Source organism: Streptomyces sp. NPDC005141 (genome assembly GCF_053599975.1).
The window spans coordinates 1-16,753 of the sequence record NZ_JBSFYW010000083.1; the positions used below are offsets into that span (position 1 = coordinate 1).

Annotated in this window: 11 protein-coding genes; 4 read left to right on the forward strand and 7 right to left on the reverse strand. The window is 72.0% G+C overall.

The features are described from left to right. Positions 1 to 46: 46 nt before the first annotated feature. The 6 genes from sucD to ACWD68_RS37705 all read right to left on the reverse strand — a co-directional run bounded on the left by sucD (position 47) and on the right by ACWD68_RS37705 (position 8,962). Positions 47 to 931 carry a succinate--CoA ligase subunit alpha gene (sucD, locus tag ACWD68_RS37680; protein ID WP_329301294.1) on the reverse strand — a complete coding sequence of 295 codons (885 nt, stop codon included), beginning with the start codon at positions 929 to 931 and terminating at the stop codon, positions 47 to 49. A 21-nt stretch (positions 932 to 952) separates the two neighbouring features. Continuing rightward, positions 953 to 2,131: an ADP-forming succinate--CoA ligase subunit beta gene (gene sucC / locus ACWD68_RS37685; RefSeq protein ID WP_451810972.1), complete on the reverse strand. Its 1,179-nt coding sequence runs from the start codon at positions 2,129 to 2,131 to the stop codon at positions 953 to 955. A 651-nt stretch (positions 2,132 to 2,782) separates the two neighbouring features. Continuing rightward, entirely contained in the window at positions 2,783 to 3,832 is a 1,050-nt protein-coding gene (locus ACWD68_RS37690; RefSeq protein ID WP_451810973.1) for a hypothetical protein, read from the reverse strand. Between the two features lie 209 nt (positions 3,833 to 4,041). Beyond that, entirely contained in the window at positions 4,042 to 5,205 is a 1,164-nt protein-coding gene (locus ACWD68_RS37695) for a VWA domain-containing protein (RefSeq protein WP_451810974.1), read from the reverse strand. Continuing rightward, a complete protein-coding gene (locus ACWD68_RS37700) occupies positions 5,202 to 7,820 on the reverse strand; it encodes a DUF5682 family protein (RefSeq protein ID WP_451810975.1) in 2,619 nt (872 codons plus the stop codon). The genes ACWD68_RS37695 and ACWD68_RS37700 overlap by 4 nt, the downstream gene beginning before the upstream one ends. After that, a complete protein-coding gene (locus tag ACWD68_RS37705) occupies positions 7,817 to 8,962 on the reverse strand; it encodes an ATP-binding protein (protein ID WP_451810976.1) in 1,146 nt (381 codons plus the stop codon). The genes ACWD68_RS37700 and ACWD68_RS37705 overlap by 4 nt, the downstream gene beginning before the upstream one ends. Positions 8,963 to 9,095: 133 nt before the next feature. Here ACWD68_RS37705 and ACWD68_RS37710 point away from each other — a divergent pair, with 133 nt between their 5' ends. Continuing rightward, on the forward strand, positions 9,096 to 10,451 hold the full coding sequence (locus ACWD68_RS37710) for an SWIM zinc finger family protein (protein ID WP_451810977.1): 1,356 nt from the start codon (positions 9,096 to 9,098) through the stop codon (positions 10,449 to 10,451). 81 nt (positions 10,452 to 10,532) lie between these two features. Continuing rightward, the gene (locus ACWD68_RS37715; RefSeq protein ID WP_451810978.1) at positions 10,533 to 12,155 is read left to right on the forward strand and encodes a DUF5691 domain-containing protein; all 1,623 of its coding nucleotides are present in this window, start codon (positions 10,533 to 10,535) and stop codon (positions 12,153 to 12,155) included. A 545-nt stretch (positions 12,156 to 12,700) separates the two neighbouring features. On the opposite strand, the gene ACWD68_RS37720 is transcribed toward ACWD68_RS37715, so the two are convergent. Beyond that, positions 12,701 to 13,117 (reverse strand): cobalamin B12-binding domain-containing protein, encoded by a 417-nt coding sequence (locus ACWD68_RS37720; protein WP_266761887.1) that lies wholly within the window; start codon positions 13,115 to 13,117, stop codon positions 12,701 to 12,703. 801 nt (positions 13,118 to 13,918) lie between these two features. Here ACWD68_RS37720 and ACWD68_RS37725 point away from each other — a divergent pair. Together ACWD68_RS37725 and ACWD68_RS37730 are read left to right on the forward strand one after the other, a co-directional pair. Beyond that, the gene (locus ACWD68_RS37725; RefSeq protein WP_451810979.1) at positions 13,919 to 14,782 is read left to right on the forward strand and encodes an esterase/lipase family protein; all 864 of its coding nucleotides are present in this window, start codon (positions 13,919 to 13,921) and stop codon (positions 14,780 to 14,782) included. A 95-nt stretch (positions 14,783 to 14,877) separates the two neighbouring features. Then, positions 14,878 to 16,671 (forward strand): peptidoglycan DD-metalloendopeptidase family protein, encoded by a 1,794-nt coding sequence (locus tag ACWD68_RS37730; RefSeq protein ID WP_451810980.1) that lies wholly within the window; start codon positions 14,878 to 14,880, stop codon positions 16,669 to 16,671. Positions 16,672 to 16,753: the final 82 nt, after the last annotated feature.

Genomic DNA, 16,753 nt, shown 5'->3' on the forward strand with positions numbered 1-16,753 from the left:
GCACCCTCGAGGGTGCGGGCCCACCGGCGTTCGTTCGAGCGGTGGCTCAGCCCGCGAGGATCTCGCGCGCGAGCTTCGCCGTCTCGGTCGGCGTCTTGCCCACCTTGACGCCCGCGGCCTCGAGGGCCTCCTTCTTCGCGGCGGCCGTGCCGGAGGACCCGGAGACGATGGCGCCGGCGTGGCCCATGGTCTTGCCCTCGGGCGCGGTGAAGCCGGCGACGTAGCCGACGACCGGCTTCGTCACGTTCTTCGCGATGAAGTCCGCCGCACGCTCCTCGGCGTCGCCGCCGATCTCGCCGATCATGACGATCAGGTCGGTGTCGGGGTCGGCCTCGAACGCGGCGAGCGCGTCGATGTGCGTCGTACCGATGACCGGGTCGCCACCAATGCCGACGGCGGACGAGAAGCCGATGTCACGGAGCTCGTACATCATCTGGTACGTCAGCGTGCCGGACTTCGAGACCAGGCCGATGCGGCCCGGCTTCGTGATGTCGCCCGGGATGATGCCGGCGTTGGACTGGCCCGGGGTGATGAGACCGGGGCAGTTCGGGCCGATGATGCGGGTCTTGTTGCCCTTCGACTTCGCGTACGCCCAGAAGGCGGCGGAGTCGTGGACGGCGATGCCCTCGGTGATGACGACCGCGAGGGGGATCTCCGCGTCGATCGCCTCGACGACGGCGGCCTTGGCGAACGCCGGCGGCACGAAGAGGACGGACACGTTGGCGCCCGTCTTCTCGATCGCCTCGGCGACCGTGCCGAAGACGGGGATCTCGTTGCCGTCGATGTCGACGGACGTGCCCGCCTTGCGCGGGTTCACGCCACCGACGATGTTCGTCCCGTCCGCGAGCATGAGCTTGGTGTGCTTCATACCCGTGGCACCGGTCATGCCCTGGACGATGACCTTGGAGTCTTTGTTGAGGAAAATAGCCATGGCTGTTTAGTCCCTCGTCCCTTACTTCGCAGCCGCGAGCTCGGCGGCCTTGTCGGCCGCGCCGTCCATGGTGTCCACGCGCTGGACCAGCGGGTGGTTGGCGTCCGACAGGATCTTGCGACCCAGCTCGGCGTTGTTGCCGTCGAGACGCACGACCAGCGGCTTGGTGACTGCCTCGCCCTTGTCGGCGAGCAGCTGAAGCGCCTGGACGATGCCGTTGGCGACCTCGTCACAGGCGGTGATGCCACCGAAGACGTTGACGAAGACGGACTTGACGTCCGGGTCGCCGAGGATGATCTCCAGGCCGTTCGCCATGACCGCGGCGGAGGCGCCGCCGCCGATGTCGAGGAAGTTGGCGGGCTTGACGCCACCGTGGTTCTCACCGGCGTACGCGACGACGTCGAGGGTGCTCATGACGAGACCCGCGCCGTTGCCGATGATGCCGACCTCACCGTCGAGCTTGACGTAGTTGAGGTTCTTGGCCTTGGCGGCGGCCTCGAGCGGGTTGGCCGACTCCTTGTCCTCGAGCGCGGCGTGGTCCGGCTGGCGGAACTCCGCGTTCTCGTCCAGGGAGACCTTGCCGTCGAGGGCGATGACCTTGCCGGAGGCAACCTTGGCGAGCGGGTTCACCTCGACGAGGAGGGCGTCCTCCTTGATGAAGGTGTCCCACAGCGTCACCAGGATCTCGGCGACCTGCTCGGCGACCTCGGCCGGGAACTTCGCCTGGGCGACGATCTCGCGGGCCTTCTCGATCGACACGCCTTCGTTGGCGTCGACCGGCACCTTCGCGAGGGCTTCGGGGTTCTCCTCCGCGACGACCTCGATCTCCACGCCGCCCTGAACGGACGCCATGGCGAGGAAGGTGCGGTTGGTGCGGTCGAGGAGGTACGAGACGTAGTACTCCTCGACGATCTCGGGCGCGGTCTCGGCGATCATCACCTTGTGGACCGTGTGGCCCTTGATGTCCATGCCGAGGATGTCCGTCGCGCGGGCGACGGCCTCGTCCGGGGTGGCGGCGAGCTTCACGCCACCGGCCTTTCCACGGCCACCGACCTTCACCTGCGCCTTGATGACGGACTTGCCGCCAAGACGCTCGGTCGCCTCGCGGGCTGCCTCAGGCGTGTCGATGACTTCACCGGCCAGCACCGGTACACCGTGCTTGGCGAAGAGGTCCCTCGCCTGGTACTCGAACAGGTCCACGCGCGTCCGTCCCTATCAGTGATCTCGCGGTTCGTTGTCTGCGTGGGCGTGCCGCGAAGGGCAACGTGACGTCCGCTTGTCACAAGGGTGGCGCACACGGTGTCCGAGCGCGCGGCATGTCCGTCTCGCAGGTTATCGCCGCTGGACGCGGGTCCCTAAATCGCAGGTCACACCTCAGCGGTGATACCTGTCACAGATCGTGCCCGGACGGGGCCTCACCAGGCTGGGGTTTGCCTGGTGAGGCCCCTCGAACGGGCCCCGGAGGGCCCAGGGCGGGTGGTCCCCACCCCAATGGGGACCACCCGCCCTCCCACAGGGGTGCGGCCGGACGGATCCGACGGCTTTCGGCCGTCCGGGCCATGACCCTGCGGAAGTCGATCATCTGCCGCCCGCCGGTTCCACCACCGGGCGTGTCGCGTCGAGTGCACGCGGTGCATGCGGTGCATGCGGTGCATGCGGTACGAGGTGTACGGGCCGTACCTGCCGAACGGGCTGGGCGGTGTACTTGCATGAGCGGAGCGGGGGCGTGCTCCGTGTACGTGGCGCCCGGGGTGGGCCAGGCGTTCTCCAGCGGAGCGGTGACCCGGCAGCACGCCGGGCCGGGGCCGGAAGCGGGAAGACCTCGTCGCGCCGGGCAGTGGGGAACCCTCCCTAGCCAGGAAGAACGGGAACGGCCCGGTGCCGGTCCCGGGTCCCGGCCGGGGTCACCACCGCCGAAGCGCCGGGCGCGAGCCACAGCGGTGCCCGGTGGTTCGGAGCGACGGCCGGCGCGTCGCCGTGCCGCGGCGCGGCGCTGTCCACGGCTGACCGCCTGCCCAGCGCGCCGCTCGGGTCGCCGGGCGGCGACCGCCGGGCGTGGGCCTGCCCCACCTGCACGACGTCCTGGACACCGCGCTCCACGACAACCGCGCCACCCGCCCCGAACCCGCCCGGACCGTACGCGGGAGCGGTGGAAGCGGTAGCCCCGGACCGCCGCCCCGTGCCGCCCCCGCCCTCCGTCGCGCTCGGCTGCTCCGCAACACCCCTCACCGGCTGCCGCGCCCCCGTGACGAACGGAGGCCGCGCACCCGCGCCGGGAAACGCGGACTGACCCGCCGGGTCGGGCCGACCCGGCGGAACGGGGAGTGCGGAGACGGACGGCAGCGCGCCCGGCGACATCGGCAACCCGCTGCTCACCGACTCGACCAGATCCCCGACCGGCCGTACGACAGCACCGGCAACCGGCCGCACGACGTCCCCCAGGACGCGGCCAACGCCATCGGTGACACCGACGGTGACGCGAGGGACCCGGGCGGACAGCGCGCCGCGAGTGCCGGGCACGACGTGAGCGAGAGGGATGCGGTGCGGGACCGGCACGACGTGAGCGAGGGGAACGTGGTGCGGGACCGGCGTGCCCTGCACGGCTTGCGTGGCCGGGGCGACGGGAGCGAGGGGCACGACGTGTCTGACCGGCACACCCTGAGCGGCGGGCACGGCGTGCGAGGCCGGCTTCAGCAGCCGGTCCACCGAAGTCCGGGCCGCTTCGACGCCCCGGACCGGAGACGGGTGCGTCGCCCGGTCGGCCGCCTGCGCAGTCCCTCCGAAAAGGAACCCGAGGGCGCAGAACCCACCCGCCAGCAGGACCACCCGCAGCGCACGCCGCCCGGCCGTGCCGCGTACCAAGCGCGGAACAGCACCCGACGACACGGCTGGCTGGGTCAAGACGGGGAGGTTCCTCCCGTACGAAGGGACGCGAAAGCACCCGAGGGAACGGAACGAACGCGAACGCCTCGGAGTACCCGGACCGGCACGGGCCGCCAAGGAATCGCGAGGCAGGGCCCGTTGGCCGCGTCGATCCTCGCATGGGACCGACGAGGTTGCGCAAGTCCCCTGTTACCGATGGATACCCATGTCCCGATTCCCGCCTCTTCTCACCTGGTGTCCGGAATCGGAAGAGGCCGCTTCTCGATCGCCGCCGCCATGACCTCGGGAAACAGATCGGGCGTACAGGCGAACGCCGGTGCGTCGAGCGCCGCGAGCGCCGCCGCGTGCTCACGGTCGTACGCGGGCGCCCCCTCGTCGGACAGCGCGAGCAGCGTCACGAACTGCACCCCCGACGCCTTCATCGCAGCGACCCGCTTCAGCATCTCGTTGCGGATCCCGCCTTCGTAGAGGTCGCTGATGAGGACGACGACCGTGTCGGCAGGCTTGGTGATCTGCGACTGGCAGTACGCGAGTGCCCTGTTGATGTCCGTGCCGCCGCCGAGCTGGGTGCCGAAGAGGACGTCGACCGGGTCGTCGAGCTGGTCGGTGAGGTCGACGACGGCCGTGTCGAAGACCACGAGCCGGGTGGCGATGGACCGCATCGACGCGAGCACGGCACCGAACACGGAGGCGTAGACGACCGACGCGGCCATCGACCCCGACTGGTCGATGCAGAGGATGACCTCCTTCTTCACGGACTGCGAGGCACGCCCGTATCCGATCAGCCGCTCGGGCACGATCGTGCGGTACTCGGGCAGGTAGTGCTTCAGGTTGGCCGCGATCGTGCGGTTCCAGTCGATGTCGTGATGGCGGGGTCGGCTGATCCGGGCGCTGCGGTCCAGGGCGCCGGTGAGCGTGGCCCGGGTGCGGGTGGCGAGCCGCTTCTCCAGGTCCTCGACGACCTTGCGCACGACGGCCCGCGCGGTCTCCTTCGTCGTCTCCGGCATGGCCTTGTTGAGGGAGAGAAGGGTGCCCACCAGGTGCACGTCCGCCTCCACCGCCTCCAGCATCTCGGGTTCCAGGAGCAGGGTGGAGAGCCCCAGCCGGTCGATGGCGTCGCGCTGCATCACCTGGACCACGGACGAGGGGAAGTAGGTCCGGATGTCGCCGAGCCAGCGCGCGACCGACGGTGCCGACGCGCCGAGCCCTGCCGAACGGTCCCGCCCCGACTGCCCCTTGCTCCCCTTCCCGTACAGCGCGCCCAGCGCCCCGTCCATGGCGGTGTCCTGCCCGGAGAGCACGCACCCGGTGCCGTCCGCCTCGTCACCGCCGAGCACCAGCCGCCATCGCCGCAGCCGCTCGTCGCCTGCGCCCACCACTGCCTCGCTCATGGAGCCACCCTCACAAGGTCGTTGTCGTGATGCGCCCGGCCGGCACCGTCGTTGTCGTGATGGGTCGGGCCGGCACCGTCGCCGCCGTCGGCCCGGCCGTCCGCCTCGTCGACGGCACCGCCTGACTCGCCCAGCCCCAGCAGCAGGCTCAGCACCGGCAGCACGGCGTCCGCGCGCTCGGTGTCGAGGCCGGCGCCGAACCCGGGTATTCCGGAGCCGGTGACCTCGGCACTCGTCCGTACTCCCGGGCCGCGCCGGACGAGCTCGCCCAGCGTCCTGCGCACCCCCGTCTCGTACGCCGAGAAAGTCCGGCGCAGCAGCGGCAGCACATCGGTGAACGCGTCCGTCGGCACCCCGGTCAGCCACGCGTCCACCAGTCCGAGCAGCCGCTCGTCGTGCACGAGCAGCATGCCGCCCCCGGAGCCGCCCCCGACGAATCCCTCGATCCACGCGGCCGCGTCCGCGGGCTCCGTCCCCGGCGACAGCACGAGGCCCATGAGCCGCGCCGCCTCCTCCTGCGCCAACTCCCCCTCGTCGAGGAGCAGTCGAACCGCCCGTCCCCTGACCACCCCCGGGACGGTGTCCCGCGCGGCGAGCACCCGCAGCACGGAGTGCCAGCGTCCACGGATGCCGCCGGCCGGAACGGTGTCGCTGGCCGAAGCAGTGTCACCGGACGGAACGGTGTCGCCGGACGGAGCGGGCTCGGCCAGCAGCCCCACCGCTCCGTGCACGGCGTCGATGTGGCGGCGCATCTCCTCGGCGGCGTCGCTGTCCAGGGCGGAGCAGGCCGGGGGGAGGCCGACGAAGATGCGCTCGGCCAGCCCGGCCGCCACATCCGCGAGGGCGTGGGTGTCGGTGCCGCGCACGTCGCCGTAGCGCAGGGAGCGGACGAGCGCGGGCAGGGCCTGCGCGAGGTGGCCCACGTCCGTGTCGAGGGCGGCTCGGTCGGCGAGCACCCGCATCACCACGGGGAGCGCGTCCGGTAGTTCGGCGAGGAGGCAGCGCTCGGCGAGCGCCGTGACATCGGCCAGCGAAGGCGCGCTCACGGCGTCCGCCTCGGCCTTGGCCGTCGCGGCGGCCGGAACCGTCGTGCCCCACACGCCTGCCTCGGCGACCCGCACCGACAACTCCGGCTCCCAGCGCAGCCGCCAGGTCTCCCTGAAGGTGCCCGTGCTGCCGCGGGACGTGGTGGGCTCGCCCCACGCGACGCCCAGCAGCCGCAGCCGGTACAGCAGTCTGCTGCGCCCCGCGTCGGTCTCCTTGCGCAGGTCGAACTCCACCTCCCGCTCCAGCGCCTCGGGTCTGAGCCGCAGTCGCCGCTGCGACCGCGCGAGATCCCGCTGCAACGGCACCGCCGGGGCGGACTCCGGCACCTCGCCCAGCACATCCCCGACCACCAGCCGGTCGCGCACCAGCGCCAGGGGAACGTCCGAGCCCTCGCACATCACGGCGCGGACGGCGTCGGTGGTCTCGGTCAGCCCGGGCAGCGGGCGGCCTCGCATCGCGGCGAGTGTGTCGGCCAACCGCACGGCCTCGATGACATGGGCGGACGACACGCCCCGGTCCTCGTCACGCAGCAGCCGGGCCACCTTGGTCATCCACCGCGCGACCGGGCGGTCGGGGGCGCTGAACAGATGTCCGTACCAGCCCGGCGAGTCGATGCCCGCTCCGTACCCGCTGTCCCGGGAGAGCCGACGGTGGGTCCAGGGCACCCACGTCAGGTCGACCTTGGCTTTGGGCAGGCCCTTGAGCAGCGCCCGGTCGGCGCCGACCGTGGTTTTCTGCCGCAGCGCGGGCACGTGCCAGGCGCCGCACACCACGGCCACGTCGGCCCCGAACTCCCGTTGTGCCGCCCGGATCTGGAGCCGCATGTACGCCTCCCGCACCAGGTCCCGGTCGTGGCCCCCGACCCCGTACGCCTCCCGCAGCGCCTCCATGGCCTCCTCCAGGACGGTGAACGGTGCGAACGGATCGCCCGCCGTCCCGGCCCGGTGCTCGACGACGTCCTCCCACCAGCGCTCCGGGTCGTCGTAGCCGGCTGTCTCGGCGAGCACCGCGAGGGGGTCGATCCGCACGGACGCGTCGAGGGGACGGTCCGGGGCGCCGCCCTCGTCCGGTCGGCCGGGATCCGCCGGCGGGCCGAGCGCGTCGGGGTTCCCGGCCGCTCCGGGGTCGGCGGGACGGGTGGGAGGTGTGCTCCCCGGCTCGCCCCGGTCCTGGTCCGCCCCGTCCCTTCCCCAGGCCAGGGTGTGGGCCGCCGGAAGGTCGATGAAACGGGCCGGCGCTCCGTGTTCCAGAGCCCACCTGATCGCCACCCACTCCGGCGAGAACTCGGCGAGCGGCCAGAAGGCCGAGTTGCCGGGCTCGTCCACGACATGGGCGAGGAGCGCCACAGGGGGCCGCATGTCCTTCTCGGCGGCCAGCGGGACGAGTGCGTCCGCCTCGGGCGGTCCCTCGATCAGTACGACGCGCGGAGCCGCCGCCTCCAGCGCGGCCCGCACGGCCCGCGCCGACCCCGGCCCGTGATGCCGCACACCGAGGAGCAGCGGCCCGGCACCTCGGTCGGTCACTCCGCCCTCCGGCGCGGGCGGCTCGGCACCCCGCACTCCGCTCATGCGCTCACCTCGCGGCAAGCCCGGTAGAAGTCCTTCCAGCCGTCCCGCTCGCGGACGACCGCTTCCAGGTACTCCTGCCAGATGACGCGGTCGGCCGCCGGGTCGCGGACGACGGCGCCGAGGATGCCCGCGGCGACATCGCCGGCCCGTAGGACGCCGTCGCCGAAGTGGGCGGCCAGAGCGAGGCCGTTGGTGACGACGGAGATCGCCTCGGCCGTGGACAGCGTGCCGCTGGGCGACTTCAGTTTCGTCCGCCCGTCGGCCGTGATCCCGTCGCGCAGCTCCCGGAAGACGGTGACGACGCGGCGGATCTCTTCGATGCCCTCGGGCACGGCGGGCAGGTCGAGGGAGCGGCCGATCTGGTCGACCCGGCGCGAGACGATGTCGACCTCGGCGTCCGCGCTCTCCGGCAGCGGCAGGACGACCGTGTTGAAGCGGCGGCGCAGCGCACTCGACAGTTCATTGACCCCGCGGTCGCGGTCGTTGGCCGTGGCGATCAGGTTGAAACCACGGACGGCCTGCACCTCCTGACCCAACTCGGGGATCGGCAGGGTCTTTTCGGAGAGGATCGTGATCAGACTGTCCTGTACGTCCGCGGGCACGCGGGTCAGTTCCTCGACACGCGCCGTCATGCCCTCGGCCATGGCCCGCATGACGGGACTCGGCACGAGCGCGTCCCGGCTGGGCCCGTTCGCGAGCAACTGCGCGTAGTTCCAGCCGTACCGGATGGCCTCCTCCGGCGTACCGGCCGTGCCCTGCACGAGCAGCGTCGAGTCGCCACTGACCGCGGCGGCCAGATGCTCGGACACCCAGGTCTTCGCGGTGCCGGGCACACCGAGCAGGAGCAGCGCCCGGTCGGTGGCGAGGGTGGTGACGGCGACCTCGACGATGCGGCGCGGCCCCACGTACTTGGGGGTGATGACGGTGCCGTCCGGCAGCGTGCCGCCCTGCAGATAGGTGGCCACGGCCCAGGGCGACAGGAGCCAGCGTGCCGGGCGGGGCCGGTCGTCCTGCGCGGCGAGCGCCGCGAGTTCGGCGGCGAAGGTGTGCTCGGCGTGCGGCCGCAGCACCTCGCTCTGCCGGCTCGCCCCCCTGTCTCCCGCGGGTGTGTGAACGGACGTCGGTTCAACGGACACGGACATGGCTCGGTCCCCCTCCAGCTCGGCCGGTTCGGATCTGGTTCCACCGTGCACCACGCCACTGACAATGCGCTCTGACCTGCGCAAATGTGGTCACGAATATCGATTGTCAGTGGCGGGACCTACCTTCGATGGCATGACACAGCAGGCGGTGCGCTGGACGGCGGATCAGGTGCTGGCACTGGCGCCTGACGCCGCGTCACGCAAGGCGGGGAGCAAGCTCGGCGCGGCCGGTCCGTGGTCGGAGGCGGGCAATTCCGAGGAGGGGACGGTATGGGGACTGTGCAGGGGAAGCGGCAGCAAGCCGTATCAGACGGTCATCGACATCGCGGACTCGACGGGTCCCGCCTACAAGTGCAGTTGTCCGAGCCGGAAGTTCCCGTGCAAGCACGCGCTGGGGCTGCTGCTGCTCTGGGCGGGCGCGGACGGCGCGGTGCCGTCCGGGCAGGAGCCGGACTGGGCCGCACAGTGGATCGGGGAAAGACGGAAGCGCGCGGAGGACAGGAGGACGGCGGGCGGGGGATCTGGAGCGTCCTCGCCGGCTGATCCCGAGGCGGCGCGGCGCAGGGCGGAGCGCCGGGCCGAGCGGATCACCGCGGGGGCGGCCGAGTTGGAGCAGCGGCTGGCGGACCTGCTGCGCGGCGGCCTGGCCTCCGCCGAGCGGGCGGGGTACGGGCTGTGGGAGGAGACGGCGGCCCGGATGGTCGACGCGCAGGCACCCGGTCTGGCGGCGCGCGTGCGGGAGTTGGGCGCGATCCCGTCGTCGGGACCGGGCTGGCCGGTGCGTCTGCTGGAGGAGTGCGCGCTGCTCCACCTCCTCGATCAGGGCTGGCTGCGGCGCGAGCGGCTGCCGGACGACCTCGCCGCGACCGTCCGTTCCCGCGTCGGGCTGTCCGGCTCGGCGGACGGCCCGCTGGTGCGCGACCGCTGGCTGGTCCTCGCGCAGTACGACACCGCGGACGCACGGCTCACGACGCGCAGGATCTGGCTGTACGGCGCGGAGTCCGGCCGTACGGCGCTGCTCCTCTCCTACGGCGCGGCCGGCCGGGCTCCCGAGCCGGCGCTTCCGGTGGGACTGGCCTTCGAGGCCGAGGTGTCCGCGTACCCGGGCGCCTGGCAGCTGCGGGCGGCGCTGGGCGAGCGGTTCACTCCTCCGGCGCCCGCGCCGATACGGCCGACCGGGCTGACCACTCCCGAGGCGGCCGCCCGTTACGGAGAGGCCCTGCGTGCCGACCCCTGGCTGGACTCCTACCCGGTCACCCTGGACCGGGTCGTCCCGATCCCGGACGGCGATTCATGGCAACTTGCCGACGCGGACGGAGAGTCGGCTCTCCCTCTCACTCCTTCTTCGCGGTCCCGCCCCGATCTGTGGCGTCTGGTCGCCCTGTCCGGCGGCGCCCCGGTCACGGTGTTCGGCGAGTGCGGCCACCGTGGATTCACTCCGCTGACGGCATGGCCGCAGGGCGAGGGCGAGGCGGTGCCGCTGTGCTGACCGCCGTCACCCCGCCCGGCGCCCCGGCCCCCTCGGTGGCGGCCGGCCGCCACTGATGCCCTCCGTTCGGAAAGGACGCGAATGAACACGACCTCGGCTTCGGCGGGCGCGCCCGCCGGCGGCTCCTGGGAGGAGCTCGTCACCGTGGCGCTGCTCGGGACCGAGCGACGTACGCCTCCAGGGCGGCATCCGGGGCAGCAGGCTCCGGCGGCGTTGCTGGACGCGGCCGCCGTGGAGACCGTGCGGCGGCGGGCCGGAGTGCTTCCGGCGCGGGCGGCGGCCCGTCCGGAGCCGGCGGCGCCGGACCTCCGGACCGCGCTGCCGCCCGCCGCGGCCCGCAGACTGGCGACGCTGCTGGCGGACCGCCCCGGCACGGGCGGCGGCGGCCGCAGGGGGGCGGCGCCCGACCTCATGGAGCTGCTGCCCCAGTGGCTGGCCCTGGCGAACGCGCGCGGATTCGCGGCGCCGCCCGGGACCCTCCCGGCGCTCCTCGACGCGGCCCGGGGGCGCACGGACCTGCGTCCCGCGGCGCTGGCCTTCGCCGGGCCACGGGCGCTGTGGCTGGCCCGGCTGAACCCGGAGTGGCGGTTCGCGCTGCGTTCCTCGCCCGGCGGCGGCGCGGCGCTGCCGGAGCCGGACGACGCCGGTCGCGTACAACAGCTGTGGCAGGAAGGACTGTTCGCCGAGCGGGTCGCTCTGCTGGCGTCGGTTCGGGCCAAGGATCCTTCCGCCGCACGCGAGTTGCTCGTCATGACCTGGGCGACGGAGCGGGCCGAGGACCGGTTGATGTTCCTCGACTCGCTGCGGTCCGGGCTGTGCGCCGAGGACGAACCGTTCCTCGAGCGGGCCCTGGCCGACCGGAGCCGCAACGTACGGGCGACGGCGGCCGAGTTGCTGTCCGCGCTGCCGGGTTCGGCGCTCGCCGCGCGGATGGCGGACAGGGCTGGTTCGTGCGTGGCCGTCGACCGTACGCGGGACACGCCCGTGATCGTGGTCGAGGCACCCCACGAATGCGACGCGGGGATGGAGCGGGACGGGGTGGTGCCGAAACCCCCGGCCGGCCGGGGCGAACGGTCCTGGTGGCTGGGCCAGTTGGTCGAAGCGGCGCCGCTCGGGACCTGGCGGGAGCGGTTCGGCGGGCGGTCGCCGGAAGAGACAGTGGCCCTGCCCGTGGCGGACGACTGGCAGGGGGAGCTGCATGCGGCGTGGTGCCGGGCGGCGGTGCGGCAGCGTGATCCCGGGTGGTCCAGGGCGCTCCTCGGGGCACCCTCCGCACCGGAGGCCGGGGGGCCGGGGGCGGTGTCACTGGCCGAGCGGTCCAAGCTGCTCGCCACCCTGGGCGCCGAGGAGCGGGCCGAGTGGGTGGCGGGGTTCATCGGTACGCACGGACTGTCCGAGGCGTTCCAGCTGCTCGGGGTGTGTGCGGTGCCCTGGGCGGGGAGCCTCGGGCGGGCGGTCGTCGACGCGCTCGACATCGCGCGGGACGCGGGGAGCTACCCCTGGAGCTTCAGCGGGGTGATGGGGCTGGCCGAGCGCTGCCTCGACCCCCTGGAGGCGGGGCGGCTCGACGCTCTCACCTCGGTGCCCGACGAGTCGGAACACGCGGCACCGGGAGCCGGCGGCTACTGGGCCGAGGCGTTCCAGCGACTCGTGACGACGTTGCGCCTGAGGGCGGCGATGGCCGCCGAGCTGTCGATGCCGTGAGGTTCCCATGCGGCACCTCGCCCCGGACGACACCACGGCCCACCCGCCCCCTGGGACCACCCCCGGCACCGCGGCTCACCCTGCACCTCGGGACAGCCCCGGCACCTGCTCACCCGGCACCTCGGGACAACTCGGCACTGCGGTACGCCCGACACGTCAACCCACGGGCACCTCGGGACAGCCCGGCGTCCCGGCTCACCCGGGCGCTCGGGACCGCCTGGCACCGCGACCCGCGCGGCGCCTCGGCTCACCCGCCCCGGGAACGACCCGACACCTCAGCACACCGGGCGCCTCGGGACGACCCGGCACTGCGAAGCAGCCCGGCGCCCCGCCATCGGTTTCCGGCCCGCCCGACGCCTCGGCTCGCCCGACGCCGCGACCCGCGCGGCGCCTTGGCCCACCCCGCTCCTTGGGCACCTGAGACCCGGAGAGTCCAGGAACTCTCCGGCGCTGGAGATCGGTCAGGGCCGCCGTCGACGTCCGGGTCGGCGGCGGTGGGGATATCCGGCGATCACGCCGGCGGACCGGTCACGCCGACTCGGCGGTTACGCCCCGGCCGGCTGCCGGACGTTCGCTCGTACCCAGTCCACGATCGACGTGGTCGTCGCGCCCGGGGTGAAGATCTCCGCGACACCCTTCTCCTTGAGGGGAGCGATGTCCGCCTCGGGGATGATGCCGCCGCCGAAGACCTTGATGTCCTCGGCCTCGCGCTCCTTGAGGAGGGCGATGACGGCCGCGAAGAGCGTGTTGTGGGCACCGGAGAGGATGGACAGGCCGATCGCGTCGGCGTCCTCCTGGATCGCGGTGTCGACGATCTGCTCGGGAGTCTGATGGAGCCCGGTGTAGATGACCTCCATACCGGCGTCGCGCAGCGCCCGCGCGATCACCTTGGCCCCGCGATCGTGGCCGTCGAGCCCCGGCTTGGCCACCACCACGCGGATCGGACCGGCTGCCACACCCATCACTGCCTCCATGAACCGACTACATCAACCTGTACCGACGAGGACTGTCGACACATGTTTACGACTACCGACTGACGACTACCCACCGTCGGCGACCACCGACCGGCGAAGACCGGCGGCGGCTACCGAACGAAACATGTCGACTACCCACTGTGACCTGCGGGCTTCTGTCGACCGCCAACTACTGACCATCGACACGTATCGCACATTTTTTCCGCTCGCCGCACCGATGACTCCGGATCACCGGATGAGCCAAGCGGCGCAGGCGCCCCGAGCCGTATCGACCCGGGTAAGTGAACGAACGTTATCGCCAGCATCCCGTAACCGGCAGTTTCGCGGTGGAGACCGAGGGGGAAATCACACATTGGGACAAGTTCGCCGCGCACGGTTCCGTATCGCGGCACTGGCGCCGCACGGAGTGTGCGGCGTACGGGCCAGACCGGAGCCGGCGTAAGAAGAGCCGCGACCAGGTGGCCGCAGCACCGCGCCGTCAGCGGGACAGCGTGGTGATGGGGCACATCGGCGACGGCACGACAGCGGGGAGCAACGCCGGCAAGAGGACCGCGGGACGACGAGGGCGACTCCACGCCACGACACGATGCCGGTGCACCCAGCCCGGCGGACCGTCGCAGAGCAGGAGCCGGCGTCGTGTCCCACACCCTCGCCGGGGCACTCCGTAGCGTCACCGGCGTCCCACACGCCGGACGCGCCGTCGGCCACCGCCGTCACCGACCTCACGGCTTTCCACTAGGGCACACGGGGGACAGAGCGGTCCTGCCGCGTGCCGACTGGAGGTCGGCCATGAAGGTCACCGGGGCCACGTCGCCCTTTCTCCCCCTCTGTCAGCGCCTGTTTCCGACGAAGCTCGCAGGGCTTTCGGTGGCCCTCCTGAAGGCAACAGCCCTGGAGATCGCGATTCTCGCCGGGCACCTCCTCCTCTATCCCTCAGGCATCACCCAGGAACGCCGCACCGCACCCTCGCTCCCCTCACCCGACGCCGCCGCCAAGCTGCCCACCGAGGACAAGCCCCCGGTCGTCCTGCTGCACGGCTTCATCGACAACCGCTCCGTCTTCGTCCTGCTGCGCCGCAACCTCGCCCAGCACGGCCGGCAGCACATCGAGTCCCTCAACTACTCGCCGCTGACGTGCGACATCCGTACCGCGGCGGAGCTGCTGGGCCGGCACATCGAGGAGATCTGCGAGCGCACGGGCCATGAGCGGGTGGACATCGTCGGGCACAGCCTCGGTGGACTGATCGCGCGCTACTACGTGCAGTGCCTCGGTGGCGACACCCACGTCCGCACGCTCGTCACACTCGGCACCCCGCACTCGGGCACCCGCGTCGCCCCGGTGATGAACGCGCACCCGATCGTCCGCCAGATGCGCCCCGGTTCCGCGGTGATCGAGGAACTGACCGGGCCGGCCCCGGGCTGCCGCACGCAGTTCGTCAGCTTCTGGAGCGATCTCGACCATCTGATGGACCCGCTGGAGACGGCCTGCGTCGAGCATCCCGACCTGCTCGCACACAATGTCCGTGTCAGCGGTGTCGGCCATCTCGCGCTGCCCGTGCATCCGGCGGTCGCGACAGGGATTCGGCAGGCGCTCGACATCGAGGAGCCGGAAGTCCGCACCGCGGCCCGGACCAGCGGCCTCACGGTGGCCTGACGGCCGCCCGGCAGCCCTCCTGGGGCACCCACGCTTCGAACGTTTATCGAACGCCAGGCCAAAGCCTTGCCCACCCTCCCCCGAAACACGGCCGAATGCCCGTTTCCTGCGAAGGGGAAACCTGCCGAAGATTGTCGCGCCCGCATACCGCCGGGTACAGTCGCCGCACTGCTCTGCCAGCCCCTGTTGTCGAGGCGAAAGAGAAGTTGGTGAACGACCGTCACCCGTCGGGGATCGTGACTCCCCCGGCCCCGGCTTCCGATGCCGCCTCGGCGCTCTACGCGCCGTATGGCGCGCAAGAAGCCCAGTACGGCGACTTCACCGCGTACGGCGAATACCCCTCCACGGCTTTCGACTCGGGCGCGAACGCTGCCGCCACCGGCGCCTACGCCACCACGAACTTCGACACCGATCCGCTCTTCGGCAACATGCCGGGCGGGGGCGGCGGCACCGGTTCGTACGACGCCACGCAGTGGAACTCCGGCGCCCAACAGACGCTGAACCACGACCCGTACGCGGCACAGCACCAGGCCGCCTACGACACCGGCGCCTACGAGACGACGGCCTGGGCGGCCGGCTATCAGCAGCTCGCCCACATTCCCGCGCAGCATCCGGGCCCCGACGCCTCGGGCCAGTGGGACGCGAACACCTGGCTCCAGCCCGGGCAGTCGCCCGAGGGGACCCAGCAGTGGAGCGCGCCGACGCAGGAGACGGGCGCGTACGACGCCACCCAGTGGAACAACGCCGGTGGCCAGGACGCGTACCAGGCGTACGAGCACCCGCAGCCCGAGTCGTACGAACAGCATCACCCGCAGCACGAGTACGAACAGCAGCACGCGCAGCCCGAGTCGTACGAGCAGCACGCAGAGCCCGAGTCGTACAACCACGACCTCACGCAGCTCGACATGACGTACGAGCAGCAGTCCGACGCGGGAACTCAGGTCCCCTTCGACCAGCAGGCGACCACCACCTTCGATCAGGCCTCCCACGATCAACTCGCCTCCGATGAGGACGAGTTCGACGACTCCGTGGACTCCGCCGACCCGGACGACTCCTACGAGGCGTATGACCCGTACGAGGAGGGGCGCGAGACGCCGCTGCTCGACGACATGGAAGAGATCACCCCGCGCCCCGCGTCGCGGACCGCTTCCCGTTCCCGGCGCCGCAGCCCCGCGAAACGTTCCGCTCTGCTGACCGTCGCGGTGCCCTCGGCCTGTGTGATGGGGGTCGCGGGGATCGCCGCCGCCTCCGTCGGCGGGATGGGCGGGGACGACACGAAGGACACGACGGCCAGCGCCTCCGACGTGACCTCGGTGAAGCCGTCGGCCGCCAACAACAAACTGGACACCCAGCTCCAGAGTCTCTCCGCGGGCGCGGACGACTTCGCCGACCGGGCGAGCCGTACGCAGGAACGAATCGACCTCAAGGCCCAGCAGGTTGCGGAGAAGAAGAAGGCGGCGGAGACGGCGGCCCGCAAGGAGCGGCTGCGTCCGAAGTTCGCGCTTCCGGTCGAGCGGCAGGGCCTCAGCGCCTACTTCGGCCAGGCGGGCGTCAACTGGATGTCCGTCCACACGGGCATCGACTTCCCGGTCTCGTACGGGACCCCGGTACTGTCCGCGACCGACGGGACCGTCCGTACGCAGTGGAACAGCGCGTACGGCAACATGATGATCGTGACCGCGATGGACGGCACCGAGACGTGGTACTGCCACCTCTCCACGTACAAAGTCCCCTCCGGCACCACGGTGAAGGCCGGTGACCAGATCGCGTTCTCCGGGAACTCCGGCAACTCGACCGGCCCGCACCTGCACTTCGAGGTCCGTCCGGCCGGCGGTTCGGCGATCGACCCGCTGCCGTGGCTGCGCAGCCACGGCCTGGACCCCACGTAGGGCGTGACGCCTGCCTCGTACCGGGCGGCAGCTCGACGAGAGGGGCGATGGCCGACCGCCAGGCCCCCGGGCCGCCTTCAAG